This window comes from Vibrio sp. 1874 (assembly GCF_033344395.1).
GTDB lineage: Bacteria > Pseudomonadota > Gammaproteobacteria > Enterobacterales > Vibrionaceae > Vibrio > Vibrio alginolyticus.
Window position 1 is genome coordinate 134,614 of the sequence record NZ_JAWPOR010000001.1, and the last position, 22,875, is coordinate 157,488.

The window sequence follows — 22,875 nt, forward strand, 5'->3', positions numbered from 1 at the left end:
TGTGAGCGGCAACGATAACAAGCACAATGATGTCCTTGTATTTCCTCAGTATCGGGAGCACAATCGACAAAAACGAGTGAAGGAGTAAAGATGGAACTTGCTGATATTCGTCGTGAGTACACCAAAGGTGGGCTGCGTCGTAAAGATTTGAAAGCTGATCCTATTGATCAATTTAATCTGTGGCTAGAGCAAGCAGTTGAAGCGGGTTTAACGGACCCGACTGCGATGACAGTTGCAACGGTTGATGAAAATGGCATGCCGTTTCAACGCATTGTTCTATTGAAAAACGTCGACAAAGATGGTTTTGTGTTTTACACCAACCTAGGCAGTCGCAAGGCCCAGCAGCTAGAGCATAACAGCAATATTAGTTTGCACTTCCCTTGGCATCCGTTAGAGCGCCAAGTTCATATTACTGGTGTGGCTGAAAAGCTTACCGCCGTAGAGAATATGAAATACTTTACTTCTCGTCCTAAAGAGAGCCAGTTGGCCGCAATCGCGAGCAAACAAAGTAGCCGTATTTCTGCCAGAGGTGTGTTGGAAGGTAAGTTTTTAGAGCTAAAACAGAAGTTTGCTAAGGGTGAAATACCAGTACCAACCTTTTGGGGTGGCTTTCGCGTAAAACCAAAGAGCATCGAATTTTGGCAAGGTGGCGAACATCGCCTTCACGATCGTTTTCTTTTCTCCCAGCATGATGGAAGTTGGGACATTGATCGTTTAGCGCCATAGGCTTATGGTCCCTCATGAATAAACAAACACCGCCGAATTGGGGCGGTGTTTTTGTAGGTAGAAGCGATGCGAATTATCGCTCTCCATTCAACACAACCGATAATTGATGCTTAAGCAGCGTTTTGGGTACAACAGAGCCGTAGCCTGCTTCCATTGCTTTATCTATTAGCTCGTTCTTGCTGTTCGCTGCAAACTTATTACGTAAGCGTGCGACGTGACCTTCAACGGTTTTTGTTGATATGCCCATGACCTGAGAGATAAATTGAGGCTTTTTGCCATAGAGCAAGAGGAAAAGCGTTTCTTGCTCGCGGCATGTGAGCTTCTCTGGTTTTGGTTGTAAGTCAGAAAAACGAAAGATGGATTGTTGATTTGGGTTGGTACTGATTGCACGACAAACCCAATACCCGACTTCAATCACGGCGGTGTCGGTGAGTTCCCTTCCGTAGAAAATGGTGCCTACGATGTCGCCTTTGTCATCTCGCCACGGTGTTTTAGTAAATATATGTGCTCGCCAGCGGCCATCTGGATAAGGGTGGATATCCAGAATTTTTAGTGACTCGCCAGTTTCGAGAACGTGTTTATCTTGGCGTTGAAATTCTTGCGCGCATTCAGTGGTTGGGCTGGCCATATCAAAATCAGTTTTACCCAAGCACTCCTCGGGCGACGTGTGCCCTAACAGTTCTGCGTATTCCTGGTTTACGTATAGGAATACCGAATCTTTATCTTTGCATCCCCAACAACCTGGTAGCTGTTTAAGGAGGGATTGTTCTATGGTATCGACTGAAATATTCACAAAAGGACTCACTACATACTGCTTTTACCAATACAGAGACGTCCGTGTTACATGGCTCGTATTGATGTTGCCAAGTAGGCAGTTACGTTGCTAGAACACGTTCGTTGATTGGCGCTCAATCCAATTAAATTCGTGGTGTTCGATGTTTTCGTCAGGTAGTCATAGACAACGACGAAATGGAACGAAGAGTTTAATTGGGAAAATGGTCTGTTTCATTACAGATATGTGCGCTCACGGATGTCCGCCAATGTTCGGCTTACAACTCGTATCGTCCTTGATCATGCTTCCTACAACTCAGTTGTAATGTGGTTGACGTTCATATCACTTGTGAGCGAAAGAGCAGCACCTAAGCATATGAGAGGGACAGTGAGACAAACGCTATGATATCAGCTTATGCCATTGTTTTCATTGTTGAGAAGCGAAAAAAAAGCCAGCCTGAAGACGGGCTGGCAACACAAGATATAATCTTGTCGACGTGTAGAAGAGGTTCTAAATTACCTAGCGAGGGTCTGCTAAGTAAGTTAGAGGTATCAATGAGATACCGAGAGCTTTAGATCGTATGCATCTTAAAGCTCGATAACTAATGTATTGAATCAGAGGCATATTAGTAAGGGGGGAAATCCCTCTATATTAAGCTTAAGAGTGGGTTTCGATCCGTTTCAGGGGCGACTTATCTAATATGGAGCACGATGTTTTACAAAATAACGGATTGTTCGGTAATAAGGATCTTTACATTGATTGATTATGCATACGTAAGGTGTTGCCTATCTATCCGTTTTTGTTAATAAAATTGGTTGCTCACTGACCGTAAATTAACCTCGCATGATCATCGTTCCGGAACTATGATCATGTAAATGAACTTGATCATGCTGATTTGATCTTGTCGATTGAGTTGGGTAAAAGTTGCAACCCAACAAAGAAGGTATATGATGCGAAGACGTAAGCTGACCGTGTAAAGACGACTGTTTAAAATGAGTGATTCAGATAATCAAAAAATCCTTTCATATCAAGAGATTATGCTGCCAAAGCCGGCGGAGCTGATCACACTTCCGTCTTATATGGATTGCCACGATCATTCTTATACGCAGATCGTGATTGGTTTAAAAGGGCAAGCCGAATTTGAAGTGCGCGGGCGAGGTAATCTTGTCGGCCCTGGTCAAGGTTGTGTGGTTACCGCATGCTCTGATCATGCTTTCGGTGGCGTCATCAATCAATCGGATATTTTGGTGCTGAATATGCCCAAACCGACAAATGATGATCCTGAAATGCTTCAAAAAATCAATAACCTGGAGAGAGACCATGTCTACTTCCAGTTAGATAGTCAAATTCAGAAGCTGATACAGATGTTGGTTCAGGAAATGCGAAACCATCCGGATGACCTGCTGTTAAGTCGTGCGTGTAACGACACTGTGATTGCGTTAATGCAGCGCCATATCTCGGCATTTGAGACCAGTCGAAAAGAGTCGCGCTTTGATTTGGAGGCGATAGATCGTTACATTGAGCAGCACCTGAGTCATAAGATTAGTGTGGCTCAATTGGCCGGGCGAGTGTTTCTTGGGGAAAGTCAGTTCCATTGCTTGTTTAAAGAGCAGATGGGGATTACACCTCATCAATATGTTCTCGGAAAGCGAATCGACATGGCTCGTGAATTAATCGAGCAAGGGCACCTTTCTTTAGGGCAAATTGCCGAGTTTACTGGCTTCTCAAGCCAGAGTACTTTTACTCATACTTTTACTCGCTTACAGGGAATATCACCTTCCCGTTATAAAAAACAAGTTGGATAACAACGCGTTTTTTAGGTCAAATAATCATCAATTAGAATAAAGCCATGCACTATGCGTGGTTTTTTTATGTTTTATTCACGTGACCTATCACTCGTTTTTTTAAATTCTCTGTTCTTTGCAGTGGCTGATATGCCACTTGATCCTACATTTTCTCTTAGAACGAGCTCTTCACAAAAATCTTATTGATATTCTTAATATTTTGTTGTGAATGCAATGAAAAAATTAAAATTTACAACACAAAATATTACCTATTTGAATGTGACTATGTGGATGTTTTGTTATAAAAGCGAGTTTTTGGCAAAAATGTCGTAGTTTTTGACAAGTATTCTTATCGGCCTCAAAATACACTGCCAGCCATTGATAATCCTCGAAGCGGTTTTCGAGGAGTGAGATTGAGGAACACACATGTTTACAGCTACGAACGTGTTGACACCGGAATTTATCGGGCAGCCGCTTGATAAGTTGTGGTCACTGATCTCGCCATTATATATGGTGGACGAGTCTCAATGGCTAGAGCAACTATTGCCACTAGCGACGCCGACAGAGGATGAAAAATCGGCGATCACTACCCAAACTACCCACCTTATCGAAGCCATTCGTGCCGATAAGAAGTCAATCCAGATGATTGATGCTTTATTGCTGGAATACAGCTTAGATACTCAAGAAGGTATCTTGCTGATGTGTCTTGCAGAAGCATTAATGCGCATCCCAGATGCCGCGACAGCAGATTCTTTGATTAAAGATAAGTTGAGTGTCGCAGACTGGAAATCTCACCTGAAAAACTCTGACTCTGTGTTTGTTAACGCATCAACATGGGGCCTCATGCTAACAGGTAAAGTGGTTGGTCTTGGTGAGCAAGGCACCCAGAGCCCAGGTCAGGCTGTAAACCGTCTGGTAAATAAATTCTCTGAGCCTGTGATTCGTAAAGCCATGTATCAGGCAATGAAGATCATGGGTCACCAGTTTGTTCGTGGTCGTACGATCGAAGAAGCGCAGAAGAACGGTCGTCCAATGCGCGACAAAGGTTTCACCTACTCGTTTGATATGTTGGGTGAGGCGGCGTTAACTACAGCGGACGCGAACAAGTACTTCAAAGATTACCTAATGGCGATCGAAGCGGTGGGTCGCGAGACTTACGGTAACGACACCAGCCCTGCGCCTTCGATTTCCATCAAGCTTTCTGCATTACACCCGCGCTACGAAGTCGCAAATGAAGAACGTGTAATGACAGAGTTGTATGACTCACTAATGCAGCTATTGAAACGTGCAATTGAAGTCGACGTTGCAATCACAATCGATGCAGAAGAAGCGGATCGCCTTGAGCTTTCCCTGAAGCTATTTGAGAAAGTATACCGTAGCGATCTTGTGAAGGGTTGGGGCAAGTTTGGTTTGGTTATTCAAGCCTACTCAAAACGTGCGCTACCAGTCTTGGTGTGGCTAAATGCACTCGCAAAAGAACAAGGTGACGTTATTCCTCTGCGTTTGGTTAAAGGCGCGTACTGGGACAGCGAAATCAAGTGGTCTCAACAAGCGGGTTATGCAAATTACCCAGTATACACTCGCAAAGAAGCGACGGACGTTGCATACCTAGCTTGTGCTCGTTTCCTACTTAGCGAAGGTGTTCGCGGTAATATCTACCCACAATTTGCAAGCCACAATGCTCACACGGTGACGGCAATTGCTGTCATGGCGGAGCACAAAGAATACGAGTTCCAGCGCCTGCATGGTATGGGTGATTCACTGTATAACCATGTTATGAAAATGTACGGTCAGCCAGTACGTATTTATGCTCCTGTCGGTAGCCATGCTGATCTTCTTCCGTACTTGGTTCGTCGTTTGCTTGAAAATGGTGCGAACAGCTCGTTTGTACACCGTCTAGTTGATGCGCGTTGTCCGATTTATGAGTTGACCCATCACCCTGTGGATGTGTTGACGGGTTTTGACACGCTACACAACGACAAAATTCCATTGCCTGCCGACATTTTCCCTGAGCGTAAGAACTCATATGGCGTCAACATCGACATCGACAGTGAAGCGAAGCCATTTGAAGCTCAGGTCGAAAGCTTCATGGACAACCAGTGGGTTGCAGGCCCGATGATCAATGGTGAACGCTTTGCCGAAAGCATGATCAAGGAAAATGCGGCTGAGATCATCACCGCACCATACGATCGCCGAATTGAAGTCGGCAAAGTGGCATTTGCAACTCTTGATCACGTTTCCGCTGCAATTGATGCGGCGCAAACTGCTTTCTCTGATTGGAAAACCGTTCCTGTTGAGCAAAAAGCGGCTTGTTTAGAAAAGCTTGCTGACTTAATGGAAGAAAACCTGGCTGAGCTGGTGGCGATTTGTCACAAAGAAGCGGGTAAAACGATTCACGATAGCATTGATGAAGTTCGTGAAGCGGTGGATTTCTGTCGTTATTACGCGAAACAAGCGCAAAACCTACAGCCATTTGAGCTAGAAGGCTTTGATGGTGTGAAACGCATTTCTAGCCGTGAAGGTCTTGGTGTGTTTGTGTGTATCAGCCCTTGGAACTTCCCGTTGGCTATCTTCCTTGGTCAGGTGACGGCAGCACTGATTGCGGGTAACACAGTGGTTGCAAAACCTGCTGAGCAAACAAGCTTAATTGCCGCTCGCGCTATTGAACTAATGCTGGATGCTGGTTTCCCTGCAGGTGTGATTCAGTTACTTACTGGTCGCGGCGCTGAGATTGGTCATGCACTGACTTCTCATGATGCTATTGCTGGTGTGGCATTCACGGGCTCAACGGCAACGGCGCAACGCATTAACGTTACGCTTGCGGAGCGCAGCGCGAAACCGGTTCCGTTTATTGCGGAAACAGGTGGCCAAAACGCAATGATTGTGGACAGTACTGCATTGCCAGAGCAGGTGGTGCGTGATGTGATTCGTTCGGCGTTTGCATCTGCTGGTCAGCGTTGTTCTGCCCTTCGTGTTCTATTTGTACAAGAAGATGTAGCAGACCGTATGATCAACCTGATTCAGGGTGCGATGAATGAACTGCATGTTGGTTTACCTTACCTACACAAAACAGATGTTGGTCCGGTTATCGACAGCAATGCTAAACAAAAACTCCTCGCTCACCTTGAGCAAATGAGCAAAACACAGACTAAAGTCGCTCAGCTACAGCTGGATGAATCGTGCCAGCATGGTGACTTTGTCTCACCAAGTGCGTTTGAAATCTCGGGCATCGATGTGCTGAAAGAAGAACAATTTGGTCCAATCTTGCACATTGTTCGCTTTAAAGCGTCTGAATTACCGAACGTGGTTGCGCAGATCAACAAAACGGGTTTTGGCTTGACGATGGGTATCCATAGCCGTAACGAAACCACGTACCGTTGGATTGAGAAGCATGCTCGAGTAGGTAACTGCTACATCAACCGAGACCAAGTTGGTGCTGTGGTTGGTGTACAGCCGTTTGGTGGTCAAGGCTTGTCAGGTACTGGCCCGAAAGCTGGTGGTCCACACTACCTATTCCGATTTACTCAACATCTTCTTGCTCAAGCAGAAAACGCATAAGGAGTCGCATTATGGTTCATCAGATCACCTATTTTAAAGATGCATTCTCTGCGTGGGAGCAGTGGAATCTGACTGATTTTGATTACAAATGCGAGCATGTTCTGGCATTTAAATCTGCACTAGAAGGGCAGCAGTCTACCGTTGCCAAAGTGGTTTCTTACCACTTGCAACAAGCATCAGCTCTTCTTGCAGAAACTCACCAGTTAGTTGGCCCTACAGGGGAAACTAACGAACTGTATGCCGCAGGACGCGGTGTGGCTTTGGTGATTTGTGAAAACAACATCGAGCCTGCTGATAATGCGTTATACAGTGCTTTTGCGATGATCACCTGTGCCTTAATTGCAGGCAACAGTGTGGTCGTTTGCAGTGACAATGCAGAGCTAAACCAATTGGTTAAGCAAGCTGTAGCGTTGGCAAACTTCCCATCTAACTTAGTCCAGGTTGTTGCGTACGATGCGTCTGCCCCGTTGCTTGAGAGCGATGTACGTAGTGTGGGTTATGTTGGGCGTTCACAGATTGAGCATGCGCTCAATCTTCAACTAGCTAAGCGTGACGGTGCAATCGTCGGCTTAGTTTCTGAAACGGATTTAGAGTCACCGAAATTGGCTCATGATCCTCATCTCTCGTTGCGCTTCATTACTGAGCGCACTCGAACGATAAATATTACCGCGGTGGGTGGTAACGCAACTCTACTCGAGTTGGGGAACGAAACTCACTAACCTGACTTGTAATGCCAATCTGGAGTAACTGGACTGAGAGCCGGTCCAGATTGGTTTTTTATACTCTGATGTATTGCTGAGACGGTAAAATATCAGGGCAGGCAAGGAAGGAAATAATTATAACGAGGACTATCTAATGATAGAAAATAGCTTTGCTATCACGTCCACTTTTGTGGCGTATTTACTGATTATGGTTGCTATTGGCGTTTACGCGTATAAGAGGACTTCCAATTCATCTGACTACTTCCTAGGTGGCCGTAGCCTAGGTCCGTGGCCTGCTGCATTATCTGCAGGTGCTTCAGACATGAGTGGTTGGTTGCTGCTAGGCTTGCCTGGCTATGCGTACGCTGCGGGTATCGAGGCCTTCTGGTTAGCCGGCGGTCTACTTCTTGGTACATGGGCAAACTGGCTCATCAGTGCAAAACGCCTCCGTACCTACAGTATCCAAACTGACGCGCTAACGTTGCCAGAGTTCCTGTCACGTCGCTTCAACGATAAGTCGAAACTGATTCAGACAATCTCTGCGTTTTTCATTCTTCTATTTTTCCTTTTCTACACCAGCTCAGGTTTGGTCGCAGGGGGCAAACTGTTTGAGACGGTATTCGGTCTAGATTACACCTACGCTGTTATCATCGGTACGGTGTGTGTCGTTTCTTACACACTATTCGGTGGTTTCCTAGCGGTATCTTGGACTGACTTAGTGCAAGGTCTGCTAATGGCGGCTGCGCTAATGATTGTTCCTATAGCGGTAATGGACGGTGGTTTAGGTCAGCTAAGTTCTGATCTACATGACATCAACCCAGAACTTGCAACGCTATGGAATGACGCGAAAGGCGAACCATTGTCTGCGATTGCCATTATCTCTCTAGCGGCGTGGGGCCTTGGTTACTTTGGTCAGCCACACATCCTAGCGCGTTTTAAAGCGTCTCGTTCAAACAAAGATCTAACAACTGCACGTCGTATCGCAGTGATTTGGACGGCACTATCTATGGTTGGTGCAATGCTTGTTGGTCTTGTTGGTCTGGTTTGGGTTACGGGTCATCCGGGTACTCAACTAGAAGACGGCGAGAAGATCTTCATGCTATTGGTTAACGCAGTATTCCACCCTGTCGTTGCGGGTATGTTGTTAGCAGCAATCCTAGCGGCGGTAATGAGTACCGCTGACTCACAGCTCCTTGTTTCATCTTCAGCGCTTGCAGAAGATTTCTACAAGCAAGTATTCAAGCCAGAAGCGTCTTCTGAAGAAATCGTAATGATTGGTCGTATCGGTGTTATCGTTATTTCGCTTGTTGCGCTATTCCTAGCGATGACGCCTGATAGCTCAGTACTTGGTCTTGTATCTTACGCTTGGGCTGGTTTTGGTGCGGCATTTGGTCCTGCGGTTGTACTTAGCCTTTACTGGAGCGGTATGAACCGTAATGGCGCGTTAGCAGGTATTCTTGTTGGTGGTATCACTATCGTAGTTTGGAAGCAGCTAACAGGCGGTTGGTTTGATGTGTACGAAATCGTACCGGGCATCATCTTCTCTACGCTTGCCATCATTGTGGTAAGTAAAGCAACGGGTGGTGCTGCGCAAGACGTGTTAGACCAACACCAGTCGTTCGAGAAAAAACTGGTTGAACTAGACTAGTAACTTCCCGTATATGAACACAAAGCCCGCTATTTTAGCGGGCTTTGTTTTATCTGAAACTTAATTAACGTTAATGGTGGTAGCTTGAGATCAAAGCTTAGCATTGCTCGGTTAGATTGGAGTGTTAGTCGCGACGAATTTTGGCGTAAATAACGGTGTTGCTCAGCTCTCCCGATGTAGTCAGACGTTCGTTTCTGAGCTCTCCTTCGAACTCATAACCACAGCGCTCGGCTACAGCCCGGCTCTTTTGGTTGGTGCTATCAGCATGAATTGCGATTCTCTTGGCGCCCAAGTCATCAAACGCATAGCGCTCAACTTCGAGCACAGCCTCGGCAACATAACCATTGCCAACGGCAGCATTATCTAACCAATAACCTATCTCAAAGGATGGTACGTCGGGATCTCGAATCATCAAGCCGACCGCACCCAGTAAGCGATCGCTTTCCTTTTCAATGATGTAGTAACGCAGCTCTTCTTCGAAGTTTTCAAAGTTTGCGATGGCTTTCTCTGTCCCTTCTATCATCGCTTCTAATGTCAGCACATGAGGCACCCACGGCAGATAGACTTCGAGAGTCTTTTGGCTGCGAACGACAGCTTGATGCGCCTCTTCGGCTCGTTCTAAACAAGCAGGGATGAGTTTGAGACGTTTCGTTTCCATGCCGACTCTCCTATGGGTGAAAAATGAACGGAAAATCATTTAAACAGATGTACTTAGAATGATCTAGTCAACGCCGTCATATTATTCACTTGGTTTGCCAGAGAGAAACTGAGAGAATCGAACCGTTATCAAACCAACTAGGTTCATTATGAAACTTTTAGTAAGAAACTTGGCTCGTCACATGACCGAGCAAGATATCCGCAAATTATTCTCAGCGTACGGCAAAGTAGAACTGTGTTCGCTAGTGCTTGATCAAGACACGGGTTTGTCGAAAGGCTTCGGTTTTGTCATCATGCCGGACGAAGCAGAAGCCATTTCTGCTCTTGAAGCACTGAATTTGACGAACGTAGAAAAAAGCAAAATTCGCGTGAAAGTCGCACAAGACTAATACAGAGAAAAGCCAGCGTTATTGCTGGCTTTTTTGTCTTTCTATTTAGAGACCAAATTGGCAACATTCTAGAATGTCTTCTCTTTTCGTTTTAGCGAGATTGATCATCAATTCTCTCTTCAAGTTGTTTCATTAAATCCTTTAACTGTAGAGAATCGAAATTGTTTGAATTCGGCACTTGGTAAGCGTCGTTGACTGTGTAGAGCATCAAGCTTTTGCTAGAGAAGAACTCTTTCTGTATTTGGACTTTGACAATGTCATCAAGAGGTAGACGGAAGTAAACCGTTGAGCCCTGGCGGTACTTCAAGGTGTTGGTGCTTGCATCGATATCTAGCGTTTTAGGATTGAACGCGCGGCGCGTGAAGTACGTTGAGAGCAGTTTCAATCCTATTATTGTGAGTGCTACGAGTCCAAACTCGACGATCTTGTCTGCTAGGTAGGAAAAATAGAACAGCGACAACAATACAGTTCCTAGCAAGAAAGGGTTGTTCTTGGGCAGATTTTGTGAAGTTTCATGGATGATCATCCGACATATCCCTCTTCTATACGCGGTAAACTCACCGCACCAAGTAACTCCTCAGTGTTTCGCAAGGTAATAGCGTACGCCACGCCTTGATGCTGCTGATACATCGGATCGTGCCTATCTATCCATGCTTGCGCCATCGGTCGCTCATAAGGATGAGGGATGTTTGCTGTCATGTCAGCAATTCGCTTATCTCCAGCGAGTAAAGCCACTTGTTGGCAGTCATCGATATTGAATGGCCGGAGGACGAGTCTTTCGGTAGTGAGAATCGGTTGTATCGTCATGCATTTCTTCCTTGATGAGACGGCTATAGCTGCTAGCAACTGGTTTGCGGGGTAAATCAAGATAACAAGGCGTCTCGAAAGCTTGATCTAGCCAGCTGTAAAGTTGTCATGCGCCTTACTAAATAATAAGCCCGAACAATTGCTTATGTGTAATGTGTCGTATTATTACACACATAAGCACGTTTGCTCATATTGATGGTACAAAAGTTGAGGTCTGACCAATGTCTCAGTTTTTTGATACTTTCGTTCAATTTTTTGAAGATAGGGCACAAAAAATTAAAGGAGCTTTTTAATTGTGGAATTATTTTGAACAAAATATGTCAATTGTCAGTAGGACGAAAAAGTAGGGAGAAGAGAAATGCCGGATATATATTGCGCAGCTTGTAGAAAATCAACGCAACATAAAGTGATTATGAAGCGTTGCGAGCCTCAGTCTGTTGACTCGTTAACAGGCAAAATGGTGAGTTTTACACAGCTGATGGCGAAATTTGTATCAGGTGAACATTATTACGAGATGGAGCCTCAATACTACTGCCGTTGTTGTAATCATCGTGCAATTGGAGAGGTTGTTCCACATCCTACACGGCATACATCGGCCGCACTCTAACTCTGAGTGATAGCCATGATTAATGGCTAAATAGGGCGGCGTTGCCCGAACGACATATCTATACAGGCGTGTCATGCGCTTTCAAATTTGCGACTCCACGGGAGCCGCTAGGTTGCTTTTTCTCTTCATATCACGGTTACTAAGTGAGCGGCAATAATCATAGCTCTTTCCCTCCTTCGTTGTTTTCTGGTTATTCTCTGCTGAATTTCACATGCTGTACATTTGATGGTTTGCAATTGTTTGAGCAACGATTAATGTGATGCTTTCTAAGTGGTTACAAGGAAGTGGGTTAATGAGTTATCAATTGGACCGGATTGATTTACATATTTTGAGAGTGCTTCATTCGAGAGGCAGAATTCCAGTTGTAGAACTAGCAAAGCTGATTAACTTAACGACTTCTCCATGTTCTGACCGTGTAAAGCGGCTAGAAAAAGAAGGGTATATCAATGGTTACCATGCAGAGTTGAATGCGGAAAAGTTGGGGCTGGATGTGCAAGTATTCATCCATATTCGTTTAGACCAAACCAGTTTTTCTATTTTTGAAAAGTTTGCGAAAGCGGTGGAATTGATGCCTGAAATTGAAGAGTGCTACTCGCTCTCTGGAGATTTCGATACCATGATAAAAGTTCGTGTTAAGAGCATGAAAGCGTATCAGGAGTTTATGTCGAGCAAGTTAGGCACGCTTCCGGGCGTGATTCAAACTCGTAGTGAAGTGGTCATAGAAGAACATAAAACGGGATTTGGTGTTAATCCCGAGCTCCTTGGTTAGGCGAGGCATGTGTTGAGCCTCCTTATTGAGCGTGACTTGGCGTATTATTTTTTCAAGATAAAAAAAGGAGCCGAAGCTCCTTTTTAATAAATCGGTGAGCGATTATGCCCCGATAAAGGTGCTGATAACGCCAATTAAACCACCAAAAACACCGCCCCAAACGACTAGCCAGCCAAGGTGTTCTTTGATCATCTTTTGCACCATTTCTTTAACTAATGCCGGTGTTAATTCGCTTAAACGTTGATCGATGATACCTTCAATGTTCTGCTTTATCTCATCCATCATTGCAGGAGATTCGAATTGCTCTTTCAGTGCTTCTTTGATGTTATCGCTCTTGCTCAACTCAATGATGGATTCTTGCATCTTTTCGACGAAAGGTTGGCGCATGGGTTGTAGCGCTTCCGAGCCGCCAAACATCGCTAGCATGCCGCCAAATTGAGAGCCTTCAATTACTTCCACTAGGGAATCAAATGCTGGATTTAAATCTACTTTCTCAATTACTGGTTGAAGATCGATGTTCACACCGCCCGCCATTTCTTTATTCAAGAATCGGTCAATGTTCGCTTCAGTAAAAAACTGTTCCATCATTAAGTTTTTGATAGCCAGTTTAAACTCTTCAAATCGCGCGGGGATCACGCCAGAACCGTATAATCCAGGCACTTTCTCAAACAGCATATGGATGGCAAGCCAGTTGGTGATGGCGCCTGAGAACGCAAACAGCCCTGCATACCAAAGATAGTCGTTTTGTAATTGATGACCTCCAGCCATCAAAGCGATAGCGAGGACATTCGTTAGCAAACTTTTGTTCATAGTGACCAGTTATATATGAATATCGGAAAGAATAAGTGGGCCTGATTCTATACCTAAGTCACATTAAGATGCTAGGTTTTGCCGTGATGAGTAATCTTGTAGAGAAGGGACAAAAAATGAATGCTCAGAAAAACAAAACCCGACAATCATTGTCGGGCCACTGCTTTTTCTTAGAAAAACTAAGATTCTATTTTTAATTTTAGATGCGGTAGATCTTACAACAAAGTTGGCATTTCCATCTTTCTGAGTAGCCAAATAGCTTGTCAGCCCAACTTGGTTTGAGTTGTACGATCTGCATTGAACCACATTTACACATAAGCTAATTACCTTATTGTTAATATAATAACTAAGCCATCTATTGAGTATAGCTGTTTCTCAAAAAGTGAAATGACAAATGAAGACGGCTCAATACTCTGTATTGTGTTCATTGCAATGGATACGCAACGAGGCGGTATATTAGCAGAAAAAGTGTGAGCTTTATCATGGAGAGTGTTTCATATATGAGAAACCACAATGGCTATATGAGCATCTAGCCATGGATTTAAATAAAAAACGGCGCTTAAAGCGCCGTTTTTATTGAGCTTATCACTCGTTAAGAAGCGTGTTGATTGTCTAGTTCTTCAGCGATAAATCCGCCAGTTTGATGCGCCCAAAGCTGGGCGTAAATGCCGTTATTCGCAATGAGTTCTTGATGAGAACCTTGTTCAACGATGCTGCCTTTATCTAGCACGATGAGGCGATCCATTTGTGCGATGGTCGATAATCGGTGAGCGATAGCAATAACTGTTTTCCCTTGCATTAATTCATTCAAGCTTTCCTGAATCGCTGCTTCGACTTCTGAATCCAGAGCCGATGTTGCTTCATCCAGTACCAGCAATGGTGCGTCTTTGAGTAGCACACGAGATATTGCGATACGCTGACGTTGGCCTCCAGACAGTTTTACACCACGTTCACCAACTTGCGCATCGTATCCGACATTACCAAATGGGTCGGTCAGAGTTTCGATAAACTCATGGGCATGCGCTTGCTTAGTGGCTTTCAGCAAATCTTCTTCTGTCGCATCTGGATTGCCATACAAAATATTGTCTCGAATTGAACGGTGTAACAGAGAAGTATCTTGGGTCACCATACCGATCTTTGAGCGCAAAGAGTCTTGTGTGACTTCTGAGATGTTCTGTCCATCGATCTTAATGCTGCCGTCTTCGACATCGTGGAAGCGAAGTAACAAGTTCACCAAAGTCGATTTTCCGGCGCCGGAGCGCCCGACCAAGCCTACTTTCTCTCCTGGTTTGATGTTGAGGTCGAGATGGCTAATCACGCCTTTGTTCTCACCGTAATGGAAGCTGACGTTATCAAAGTGAATGCCTCCTTCAGTGACAACCAAGTCTTTTGCACCTGGTTTATCTTTAATATCAATAGGCTTAGAGAGCGTTTTCATTCCATCGACAACGGTTCCCATGTTTTCAAAGAGGGCGCCAACTTCCCACATTATCCACATCGACATACCGTTTACGCGCAATGCAAGACTAACAGCAATCGCAATCGCGCCAACGCTAATGGCACTATCCAACCACAGGTAAATCGATAAAGCAGCAACGGAAAATACCAAAATATAGTTTGAGATCTCTACAGCGACGTCGAAGCCGGTCACTAGGCGCATTTGACGATAGACCGTATTTAAAAATCCTTTCATGCCTTGCTCGGCATATTGGGTTTCGCGCTGGCTATGAGAAAACAGTTTGACGGTTTGAATATTGGTATAACTGTCGACGATGCGCCCTGTCATTGTCGAACGTGCATCGGCCTGCGCTGAAGCGACGTCTTTGAGCTTAGGGACAAAATAGATTTGGATAGCGATGTAAGCGAGTAACCAGACGATCATTGGGATCATCAAACGCCAGTCTGCCGTCGCTAACATAATGATCATGCTGGTGAAGTAAACCGTAACGTAAACAAACACATCCATAGCTTTCATTACGGTTTCGCGCACAGCTAATGAGGTTTGCATGACTTTCGTTGCGACTCGGCCTGCAAAATCATCTTGATAGAAGTTCAAGCTTTGATTGAGCAAATACCGGTGTGCAAGCCAGCGGATAGACATTGGGTAGTTGCCCAATAACGTTTGATGAACGAGCAACGAGTACAAGATCACCAATATAGGCATGACAACCAGCAATAAGGCTCCGTAGAAAATCAAATCCGATTTGTTGTCTTGTAAGAACGTTTCTGGATTGCTGGTAGACAACCAATCAACCAATTGTCCCATGGCGCCAAACAACATTACCTCAACAACAGCCACAATTGTGGCCATCAAAGACATGATGATCAAAGGCTTTTCATAACCACGAGTGTAATAACGCAGAAAAGCGAACATCCCTGAAGGAGGCTGATCCGGTGTAGATTTGGGGAACGGCTCTGTAAAGCCTTCAAATCGTTTAAACATAACTCATCCTAAAGTTAAAACAATGCCATATGGGGTGGCTAAATCCATCGATTCACGCTGCTTTGGACGAAACCGCGTGTATGAGAGTTTCTTGCCTGCTCCTCGATAAAGCAGACCGATTGACGAGAGGGGCGAAAAAATAGTCTAACCGATTGTGTCTTAAATGTAACTAGTTGGTTATGAGTGTGATTGTCTATGGTTCTGATTCTTATGATGAATTCTTATCATGTTCATCACGGTGCCATAAAATCTTAAACCTGCAAAGTGACAATAAAATTTAGGGAAAAATAAACTTAATGCAGCAAAAAACACTTTTGTGCAATTAAATTAATTGTCAAAACAGCAAAACTGAAGTTAACAATAAATTTACAATCTCCTCATTCTAGTGATAAGGAATATATTGGATGCTATTACACGAATCAGTGACCCAATTTGCTAATGGGAAAGAAGAAAGCACGCAAAGTGCTCAGCGCCAAACCGCAAACTGCGTAGTGATGGTGCCACCGAAAGAGTTTCGTTTTAATGAAGAAACCGCACAAGATAATGAGTTCCAACATAAAGTGTCACTCAGCCAAGAAGAAGTCTCACGTCGAGTAATGGCCGAGTTCGCGAGTATGGTTGCAACGCTGCGTCAAGAGGGCGTTCAAGTTGTTGAGTTTGATTATCCAACTTCAGATGTTGCGACGCCAGACGCGGTATTTCCAAACAATTGGTTTAGCACTACGCCAGATGGCACGTTGTACACCTTTCCAATGGCCTGTGAAAACCGTCAAAAAGAAGTACGTCCCGATGCGCTTGTGGCAGCACTAGCGCAAGCAGGGCGAGAAGTTCATCGACGCAGCAGTCTAACTGAATATCTTGACGAGCAAGCGTATTTAGAAAGCACGGGTGTGATGGTGTTTGACCACCTAAATAAAACGGTCTACGCCGCACTCTCACAACGTTGTGATCGTCTGGTTTTAGAAGATTACGCCGATCGTATTGGCTATGAACGAGTGATTTCTTTCCAAACTCGTTTGCCGTCTGGTGCGCCGATTTATCACACCAATGTGATGATGGCGGTTGGCGAACAGTTTTGCGTGATTTGTGACGAAGTGATCCCAGAATTTGAGCGTCGTTTTGTAATGAGGTCACTCGCCAAAGACAAGCAAGTCATCTCAATTTCGCTTGATCAGATGAACCAGTTCTGCGGTAACATTCTGCAACTAGAAACGATCAACGGCGACAAGGTGATTGCGATGTCGCAATCGGCGTACGATGCATTCTCACCTGCACAAAGAAAGCAATTGGCAACGCACGGTAAATTGCTGCCATTCGACGTTTCTACCATAGAATCTATTGGTGGTGGTTCGGTTCGTTGCATGTTGGGTGAAGTGTTCTTACCGAATCGTAAAGCTGTGCTTTAATAAACTGCACATTTCTTTTCAGCCGCAGTGAAAGGCTGACGAAGCGTTCTCTTCAAGGGTTTTTAGCCGTTAGCTCTGTGGCAGTACAGACTAACGGCTTTTTTGCGCTTTTTTGTTTTCTGAAGATTTGCATCGGCGCCGCTTGGTTTAAGCGCCTAAAATAGGATGGTTCACCTAACAGATTGTGGTAAAGTCCGCGCCTGCGTTTTACCGCATCTTCATTGTTTTTATTGCCTCTTTAACCAAAAGTACAAGGTTTCGCTAATGCCATTTTCTACTCTCTCATTGAGTTCTGAGCTGATTCACGCACTGCCAAAAGACTTCAAGAAACCGACCGATATTCAAGCGTTGGCCATTCCTGAGCTGTTGGCTGGTCAAGATCTATTGGCTTTGGCAAATACAGGCAGCGGCAAAACCCTTGCTTATGGTTTGCCTTTGTTGGAAAAGCTGGGTGTCAATCCAGAGCAAAAAGCGCTGATTCTTGTGCCAACTCGTGAGCTGGCAATGCAAGTGAGTGAAGCAATTAACCAAGTTGGTCAAGTTCTTGAACTCAACGCAGTGTGTTTGTGTGGCGGCGTTGATAAAGAGCAACAACAGCAGGCGCTAGCGACAAATCCTCATATCCTTGTCGCGACGACAGGTCGTTTGGTTGATCTGGCAAACAACGGTTTAGACTTAAGCAATATCCATTACCTAGTGTTGGATGAGGCCGATCGTCTGTTGGATATGGGCTTTTGGCCTGACGTGCAAAATATTGCGGGGCTGATTTCAAACCAGCGTCAAACCGCAATGTTCTCGGCGACGTTTTCAGATGATTTGAAGGGTAAAGCGAAGCTGCTTATGCAGGCACCAAAGCAAGTTGCAGCGCATCAAGAAAACAGCACGAATCAAGACATCGTTGAAACGTTGTACATGGTCAATAAAGGCAGTAAAACCAAGGCATTGATTGAACTGATTCAAAAAAACGCGTGGACTCAGGCGTTAGTCTTTATTGGTGCGAAAGAGAATGCTGATGGCTTAGCGAAAAAGCTAAACAAAGCGGGCATCTCAACCAATGCACTGCATGGTGACAAGAGCCAAGCAGAGCGAGAAGAAGCACTGGCGCAGTTTAAATCTGGGCAAATTCAGGTGTTGATTGCCACTGATCTACTAGCGCGCGGCATTCACATTGAGCAATTACCTGTAGTGATCAACTTTGAACTGCCAATGCATGCAGAAACTTATGTTCACCGAGTAGGACGTACCGCTCGCGCAGGCGAACAAGGTGTGGCGGTGTCATTGGTTTGTCATGGTGAAATGGACGCACTAAACGCGATTCGTCACCTGACTCAACGTGCATTGCTAGTGCAAGATCTGGTTGGTTTTCCAGTAACGGATAAGCCATCAACTGGCGAGAGCAAACGCGCGCCACGCGATAAAAAAGCCAACCGCCGAACTCATGCTAAGAAGAGCATTAAGCAGTTCCAAGGTAAGTCGAAACGCCCAGCCCCGAGTGCGAAGTAAACCAAAAAAACACGCTCTGGCGGCATAGTTGGTTCAGAGCGTGGCTTAAAATTTTACTTTGGGGTGTTAACTCACAGTTGGGCCAACCAAGCGCATTTCCCAATCTTCAACTTCGCCGGTTTCTAGGCGGCGCTCGACCAGCTTGCCCCAAGACTCGACTAACGGCAGCTCAGACAGCTTAGTGAGTTCTTTTCTATCTAAACAGCCAGTGAAAACCGCACCCATGATACGAGCCAATGGCCATTCTGGATAAGGTCTTTCGCACAGAATAATCTCGTCACCTGCACCGATATCGCCTTCTTCCAGCACTCGGAAATACCAGCCTGTTCGAAGCGTATCTTGCAGTCTTCTCGCCATGTCGTGTTGGTCAAAGCGTACGTTAAGTTTCCAACAAGGCATGCGACCTTGCGACACTTCCAGTAGTGTTGAGCCGATGCGAATTTTATCTTTCAAGCAAATCGTGGATTCGGTGACGCTTTCGGAGCTGATGTTTTCGCCAAAGCCGCCGGCGGATTGGAAAATTGGTCTTTCGCCTAATTCTTGTTGCCAGATTGGGTAGTGTTCGCTTGGGTAAATATGAAGCGCTTTTTGAATGCCACCATGAAAGCGCGGATCACCTTGCTCATCACTGATAAAACCGAGCTCTGTTGCATGCTGGCGCTCAGGCAGCACTTGTTTGTTGATTGCGCTTTGCGCACCATGAGCATAAGGGACGGTTTTCCCTGCTAGCACTGCTTTTACGACGCCGATTTTCTTCATGTAACCTCCTTATTATTTGAATGAGAGATAAAGTGTTTACCTTCATTCGCGATGCGGAGCATGATAGCCTAGTAAACTTGTGTCGGTGTAGGGATGAAAAGACAACTAACAATGCTAACTCGCCAAATTGATTCGAAGTCAGGCGTCGTCACCTCCAATAAGATGATGGACGCGAATCCCCATTCTCCTGTTTTGGTGAAAACCATCGACATGCCAAAAGGTTACATTGATGCGCTGCATCAACACACTTGGCATCAAATCATCTTTCCTATCAAAGGGTTATTGCAAACACAAACGGAGCATTATCAGCATTTGGTTCCGCACACCTCTGCGTTATTTGTTCCTGCGGGTGTTCAACACGAGTCGATTGCTCTAAGCAACACGATATTTGTTGGTATTTACCTCAACCCTGAGTTTGGCGCAACGTACGAGCCACAAGTGAGAACCATTGCTTTAACGTCGTTTTTAAATGAGCTTTTACAAGAGATCCGCAGACAGTGTGAAGGTGAGACAAGCCACGAAGAAGTGCTGCATTTGCTGGCGGTGCTGCATGATCAAATTTTGAAACGCAACGTGCAGACATTTCAGTTATTGCTGCCACAAGACAGACGACTAAAACTGATTTTCGAGCGACTGACTGACGAGCCAGCGTTGAGCTGTTCGCTAAAAGAGTGGGGGGAGAAAATTGGGGCGTCTGAGCGTACTTTATCACGGCTGTTCGCCAAGGAATTCAACACTTCATTTCTACTTTGGCGGCAACAAATTCGGCTAATTTACTCGCTTTCTTTGTTAGATGAATCGTTGTCAATCCAAGCCATTGCAGACCTAGTGGGTTATCAAAACGACTCATCCTACATCAAAGCATTTAAAGCCTATTTTGATATGACGCCACAACAGTTTAGAGTGAACGGCGCATCGCGCAGGTAGAAGTACAGAGTTTCGACTTCACTTAATGCTTTTGAGTAGAAGTTACGAAACTTCCTTCTTGAATTTCAATTACATGGTATGAATAACAATGGCACCAACGATAAATACTCGAGTGAATCAATTCTGTTTTGGTCAACCCAAAACGTCGCTGTCGTTGGAAAAAGAGCCCCTCAAACCGCTTGCTCAGGGCAAGGTTCGGGTGCGACTGGAAGCCACCAATATTAACCCAAGTGACTTGCTTTCCATTCATGGTGTTGGGCAATACCGCCGCGTTCACGTACCACCTCGCGTGCCGGGGTTTGAAGCGGTTGGGCGTGTGGTGGAAGTCAGTGCTGTTGGTCAAACTGGCTTTCAAGTTGGGCAAAAAGTGTTGGTGGCGATGAGTGGGACTTGGCAATACTACATCGATGCTTCGCCCGAGAATCTTTTTCCGTTACCTGAAAGTTTGGATAACGGCTATGCCTGCCAGTTGTACATCAACGCGCTAACCGCGTGGGTGATCACCACTAAAGTGGCTAAGTTGAACAAAGATGATGTGGTGATCATCAATGCGGCAGGGTCAGCGATCGGTAAGATATTCGCCCAGCTTGCTCACTCACTGGGTTTTACACTGATTGCTGTGACTTCAAAGCCAGAAAAGTATCCGTACGATACGATTCCAGTGTTGGACGCAAAACAAGACTTACACGCGCAGCTGCAAACGCGCCAACTGCCACAACCAACGGTCGCTTTGGATGCGATAGGCGGTGAGGCTGGCACGGATCTCATTCGTACCTTGAAAGAAAACGGCCAATACATCAACTACGGAACATTGTCGTTAACGCCTTATACGCCTGAGTTTTTTGAATCGATGAAGGCCAACAACATCGACTTTAGTACATTCTTTTTGCGGTATTGGGAAGAATCGGTAGGTAAAGGCGGGAGAAAGACGGTGTTCGCTGAAATGTTAGAACACTTTATTAGCAGCGACATAAAGTTAAACGTTGCATATGATCTGTCGTTAGAGGACTTTCAAACAGCGATTGAAATGGTTGAGCGACGCTCGTCAGCAGTGTCAGGTAAAATCATTTTGACGCTATGATTTACAGTGAGTCTGTTGAGAAAAGGGAGGATAAAATCCTCCCTTTTTTATGGGTTTATTTGTAATGATAGGGCTATTTTAGATGGAAGATTTGCTCTGTTTCGAGCGATGTCATCGCACGTACTTGACGCCAAATGTAATAAAAAATACCGAACATCATCAACATACTTGGGATGGCAATCATTGGGTAACTGTACAGCGTCATTTTGCCTAACTCTTCGTTAAAGGCAGCAGTACCAGAAGGGCTAGTCACAATCCAAGTCGCAAGGAAGTAGTTCATTGCAGATGAGAACGCAAAAGTACTTGCAAACAGGTAGTTAGAAGACATAAGGCAACGTTCGAACGCATCGGTTTTATCATTTTCTTTTAAACGTTGGTTAATCAACGCGAGGTTCAACACTGTGTCATTCAGTACTAACTTCTGCATCAGCGGGTAGCGGGTAAACGTTGAACCCAAAACCGCTAAACCGATCAGGCCAGGAATCAGGGCTTCTTTTAGTGCTAACCAGCGTGTATCAAGCTCTAACAAGCCGATGCCACCAGTTAGTAGAACACTGATAAAGCCCAGAGCAGAAATAAAGTTAAATTTCTTGTTACGGACAAGGTCCATACCGCCATAAATGATAGGAAATAGCAAAGCGACAACCAGCGCCATTGCTGTCCCTAGATGCTCATCGCCACTAAACTTCATCAAAATGAAGGAAGGGATAAATACGTTGAAAAGGATTTCAAATAAGGGATTCGGCTTTTTCGCCGTCGTGTTACTCATAATGTTTTACTGACTCTACTCTATGTCGGCTGTTATTGTACTTTGACAAGAAGTGTTCATCTAGTCGCGCTTGATGTAAAGCGTTAAAGCGTCGAGTTGTGTAACGACTTATGAAATAGACCGGAGCATAGCCAGTTAGTTTACATGGTTGACTACTTTTTGTGTCTTAATGACTCTCCTTCTGTGCGATGATCTGATTACGCGCTCTGAATAATCGAGTCGCCACTGTGTTGTGGTTGAGCCTCAAGGCTTGGGCAATTTCATCATGATTCAACCCAGCCACTAAGCTCAAGAGCAACGGCTCTCGGTATTTGGGTTCGAGAATCATCATTTGTTTTTGAAGCCAATCTTGGGCCATGTCGTAGTCACTGCCAGGGTAGGTTTTTGTCTGTATTGCACACTCATCAATGTCGACAAAATCGTACTGTTTTCTATCAAAGCGCCGAGCATTCTCACGACGCAAAATAGTAATGAGCCAAGACTTCGCGGCGTTGGGGTCATTTAATTTATCAAAGAATCGCCACGCTTTCAGAAAGGTTTCTTGCGCTAAATCTTGAGCAAGGTGGTGATCTTTGCATAACCAATACGCGAGACGGTAGATCTCTTGGTATCGATCTTTCGTCAGTGCTTCGTAACGTTTATGTTTTTCCATAGCATTAAGATAAAAAGTTTGGAGAGCACGTTGTGTCTGCCAGATGAACGACAACCCTTTTTATCGCTTTTACAGTGATAAAAAGGGTTGTTCGATTAGGAAGACAA

At 45.0% G+C, this 22,875-nt stretch carries 20 protein-coding genes and 1 pseudogene; 12 read left to right on the top strand and 9 right to left on the bottom strand.

The features are described 5' to 3' along the window. The first annotated feature begins 90 nt into the window (after positions 1–90). Positions 91–726: a pyridoxamine 5'-phosphate oxidase gene (pdxH, locus tag R8N46_RS00660; protein ID WP_005374570.1), complete on the top strand. Its 636-nt coding sequence runs from the start codon at positions 91–93 to the stop codon at positions 724–726. Positions 727–799: 73 nt separating this feature from the next. Here the strand turns inward: pdxH and R8N46_RS00665 are convergent, their stop codons facing one another. After that, complete coding sequence (locus tag R8N46_RS00665; RefSeq protein ID WP_017820063.1) at positions 800–1,519, bottom strand: PAS domain-containing protein; 720 nt, start codon at positions 1,517–1,519, stop codon at positions 800–802. A 971-nt stretch (positions 1,520–2,490) separates the two neighbouring features. On the opposite strand from R8N46_RS00665, the gene R8N46_RS00670 reads away from it, so the two are divergent. The 4 genes from R8N46_RS00670 (at position 2,491) to putP (ending at position 9,189) form a co-directional block, all read left to right on the top strand. Next, positions 2,491–3,303, top strand: coding sequence for an AraC family transcriptional regulator (locus tag R8N46_RS00670; protein ID WP_025768702.1), 813 nt, complete (start codon positions 2,491–2,493; stop codon positions 3,301–3,303). A gap of 405 nt (positions 3,304–3,708) precedes the next feature. Beyond that, entirely contained in the window at positions 3,709–6,840 is a 3,132-nt protein-coding gene (gene putA / locus R8N46_RS00675) for a bifunctional proline dehydrogenase/L-glutamate gamma-semialdehyde dehydrogenase PutA (RefSeq protein ID WP_158173300.1), read from the top strand. A gap of 11 nt (positions 6,841–6,851) precedes the next feature. Continuing rightward, complete coding sequence (locus tag R8N46_RS00680) at positions 6,852–7,559, top strand: delta-1-pyrroline-5-carboxylate dehydrogenase (protein WP_005392153.1); 708 nt, start codon at positions 6,852–6,854, stop codon at positions 7,557–7,559. A 136-nt stretch (positions 7,560–7,695) separates the two neighbouring features. After that, positions 7,696–9,189 carry a sodium/proline symporter PutP gene (gene putP / locus R8N46_RS00685; protein ID WP_005374582.1) on the top strand — a complete coding sequence of 498 codons (1,494 nt, stop codon included), beginning with the start codon at positions 7,696–7,698 and terminating at the stop codon, positions 9,187–9,189. Positions 9,190–9,313: 124 nt separating this feature from the next. Here putP and R8N46_RS00690 read toward each other — a convergent pair whose 3' ends face one another. Next, complete coding sequence (locus R8N46_RS00690; protein WP_017820066.1) at positions 9,314–9,847, bottom strand: GNAT family N-acetyltransferase; 534 nt, start codon at positions 9,845–9,847, stop codon at positions 9,314–9,316. A gap of 148 nt (positions 9,848–9,995) precedes the next feature. Between R8N46_RS00690 and R8N46_RS00695 the strand changes: the two genes are divergently transcribed. Further along, positions 9,996–10,235, top strand: a complete 240-nt coding sequence (locus R8N46_RS00695) for an RNA recognition motif domain-containing protein (RefSeq protein ID WP_005374587.1) — start codon at positions 9,996–9,998, stop codon at positions 10,233–10,235. A gap of 91 nt (positions 10,236–10,326) precedes the next feature. On the opposite strand, the gene R8N46_RS00700 is transcribed toward R8N46_RS00695, so the two are convergent. Together R8N46_RS00700 and R8N46_RS00705 are read right to left on the bottom strand one after the other, a co-directional pair. After that, complete coding sequence (locus R8N46_RS00700) at positions 10,327–10,761, bottom strand: hypothetical protein (protein ID WP_064355019.1); 435 nt, start codon at positions 10,759–10,761, stop codon at positions 10,327–10,329. A gap of 5 nt (positions 10,762–10,766) precedes the next feature. After that, positions 10,767–11,042, bottom strand: a pseudogene (locus R8N46_RS00705) (GNAT family N-acetyltransferase); the annotation flags it as partial. Positions 11,043–11,400: 358 nt separating this feature from the next. On the opposite strand from R8N46_RS00705, the gene R8N46_RS00710 reads away from it, so the two are divergent. Beyond that, positions 11,401–11,649 carry a hypothetical protein gene (locus R8N46_RS00710; protein ID WP_005374593.1) on the top strand — a complete coding sequence of 83 codons (249 nt, stop codon included), beginning with the start codon at positions 11,401–11,403 and terminating at the stop codon, positions 11,647–11,649. A gap of 292 nt (positions 11,650–11,941) precedes the next feature. After that, the gene (locus R8N46_RS00715; RefSeq protein ID WP_005374595.1) at positions 11,942–12,418 is read left to right on the top strand and encodes an Lrp/AsnC family transcriptional regulator; all 477 of its coding nucleotides are present in this window, start codon (positions 11,942–11,944) and stop codon (positions 12,416–12,418) included. Positions 12,419–12,520: 102 nt separating this feature from the next. Here R8N46_RS00715 and R8N46_RS00720 read toward each other — a convergent pair whose 3' ends face one another. Together R8N46_RS00720 and R8N46_RS00725 are read right to left on the bottom strand one after the other, a co-directional pair. Next, positions 12,521–13,228 (bottom strand): DUF445 domain-containing protein, encoded by a 708-nt coding sequence (locus tag R8N46_RS00720; RefSeq protein WP_005374596.1) that lies wholly within the window; start codon positions 13,226–13,228, stop codon positions 12,521–12,523. A 592-nt stretch (positions 13,229–13,820) separates the two neighbouring features. After that, positions 13,821–15,671, bottom strand: a complete 1,851-nt coding sequence (locus tag R8N46_RS00725; RefSeq protein WP_005374597.1) for an ABC transporter ATP-binding protein — start codon at positions 15,669–15,671, stop codon at positions 13,821–13,823. A gap of 404 nt (positions 15,672–16,075) precedes the next feature. Here R8N46_RS00725 and R8N46_RS00730 point away from each other — a divergent pair, with 404 nt between their 5' ends. Next, positions 16,076–17,077, top strand: a complete 1,002-nt coding sequence (locus R8N46_RS00730; RefSeq protein WP_115386872.1) for an arginine deiminase-related protein — start codon at positions 16,076–16,078, stop codon at positions 17,075–17,077. Positions 17,078–17,341: 264 nt separating this feature from the next. After that, positions 17,342–18,580, top strand: coding sequence for a DEAD/DEAH box helicase (locus tag R8N46_RS00735; protein WP_054575374.1), 1,239 nt, complete (start codon positions 17,342–17,344; stop codon positions 18,578–18,580). Positions 18,581–18,646: 66 nt separating this feature from the next. On the opposite strand, the gene R8N46_RS00740 is transcribed toward R8N46_RS00735, so the two are convergent. Then, positions 18,647–19,339, bottom strand: a complete 693-nt coding sequence (locus R8N46_RS00740) for an MOSC domain-containing protein (protein ID WP_054575375.1) — start codon at positions 19,337–19,339, stop codon at positions 18,647–18,649. Between the two features lie 111 nt (positions 19,340–19,450). On the opposite strand from R8N46_RS00740, the gene R8N46_RS00745 reads away from it, so the two are divergent. Both R8N46_RS00745 and R8N46_RS00750 read left to right on the top strand, forming a co-directional pair. Further along, entirely contained in the window at positions 19,451–20,266 is an 816-nt protein-coding gene (locus tag R8N46_RS00745; RefSeq protein ID WP_054575376.1) for an AraC family transcriptional regulator, read from the top strand. A gap of 88 nt (positions 20,267–20,354) precedes the next feature. After that, on the top strand, positions 20,355–21,347 hold the full coding sequence (locus R8N46_RS00750) for a zinc-dependent alcohol dehydrogenase family protein (RefSeq protein WP_213972086.1): 993 nt from the start codon (positions 20,355–20,357) through the stop codon (positions 21,345–21,347). A 73-nt stretch (positions 21,348–21,420) separates the two neighbouring features. On the opposite strand, the gene R8N46_RS00755 is transcribed toward R8N46_RS00750, so the two are convergent. Together R8N46_RS00755 and R8N46_RS00760 are read right to left on the bottom strand one after the other, a co-directional pair. After that, positions 21,421–22,116, bottom strand: coding sequence for a VC0807 family protein (locus R8N46_RS00755; protein WP_053303949.1), 696 nt, complete (start codon positions 22,114–22,116; stop codon positions 21,421–21,423). 166 nt (positions 22,117–22,282) lie between these two features. Further along, positions 22,283–22,813 carry a sigma-70 family RNA polymerase sigma factor gene (locus R8N46_RS00760; protein WP_255209459.1) on the bottom strand — a complete coding sequence of 177 codons (531 nt, stop codon included), beginning with the start codon at positions 22,811–22,813 and terminating at the stop codon, positions 22,283–22,285. Positions 22,814–22,875 lie beyond the last annotated feature (62 nt).

Coding starts and splice junctions, on each gene's coding strand:
- pdxH (WP_005374570.1), top strand. CDS start 91: ATGGAACTTGCTGATATTCGTCGTGAGTACACCAAAGGTGGGCTGCGT.
- R8N46_RS00670 (WP_025768702.1), top strand. CDS start 2,491: ATGAGTGATTCAGATAATCAAAAAATCCTTTCATATCAAGAGATTATG.
- putA (WP_158173300.1), top strand. CDS start 3,709: ATGTTTACAGCTACGAACGTGTTGACACCGGAATTTATCGGGCAGCCG.
- R8N46_RS00680 (WP_005392153.1), top strand. CDS start 6,852: ATGGTTCATCAGATCACCTATTTTAAAGATGCATTCTCTGCGTGGGAG.
- putP (WP_005374582.1), top strand. CDS start 7,696: ATGATAGAAAATAGCTTTGCTATCACGTCCACTTTTGTGGCGTATTTA.
- R8N46_RS00690 (WP_017820066.1), bottom strand. CDS start 9,847: ATGGAAACGAAACGTCTCAAACTCATCCCTGCTTGTTTAGAACGAGCC.
- R8N46_RS00695 (WP_005374587.1), top strand. CDS start 9,996: ATGAAACTTTTAGTAAGAAACTTGGCTCGTCACATGACCGAGCAAGAT.
- R8N46_RS00700 (WP_064355019.1), bottom strand. CDS start 10,761: ATGATCATCCATGAAACTTCACAAAATCTGCCCAAGAACAACCCTTTC.
- R8N46_RS00710 (WP_005374593.1), top strand. CDS start 11,401: ATGCCGGATATATATTGCGCAGCTTGTAGAAAATCAACGCAACATAAA.
- R8N46_RS00715 (WP_005374595.1), top strand. CDS start 11,942: ATGAGTTATCAATTGGACCGGATTGATTTACATATTTTGAGAGTGCTT.
- R8N46_RS00720 (WP_005374596.1), bottom strand. CDS start 13,228: ATGAACAAAAGTTTGCTAACGAATGTCCTCGCTATCGCTTTGATGGCT.
- R8N46_RS00725 (WP_005374597.1), bottom strand. CDS start 15,671: ATGTTTAAACGATTTGAAGGCTTTACAGAGCCGTTCCCCAAATCTACA.
- R8N46_RS00730 (WP_115386872.1), top strand. CDS start 16,076: ATGCTATTACACGAATCAGTGACCCAATTTGCTAATGGGAAAGAAGAA.
- R8N46_RS00735 (WP_054575374.1), top strand. CDS start 17,342: ATGCCATTTTCTACTCTCTCATTGAGTTCTGAGCTGATTCACGCACTG.
- R8N46_RS00740 (WP_054575375.1), bottom strand. CDS start 19,339: ATGAAGAAAATCGGCGTCGTAAAAGCAGTGCTAGCAGGGAAAACCGTC.
- R8N46_RS00745 (WP_054575376.1), top strand. CDS start 19,451: ATGCTAACTCGCCAAATTGATTCGAAGTCAGGCGTCGTCACCTCCAAT.
- R8N46_RS00750 (WP_213972086.1), top strand. CDS start 20,355: ATGGCACCAACGATAAATACTCGAGTGAATCAATTCTGTTTTGGTCAA.
- R8N46_RS00755 (WP_053303949.1), bottom strand. CDS start 22,116: ATGAGTAACACGACGGCGAAAAAGCCGAATCCCTTATTTGAAATCCTT.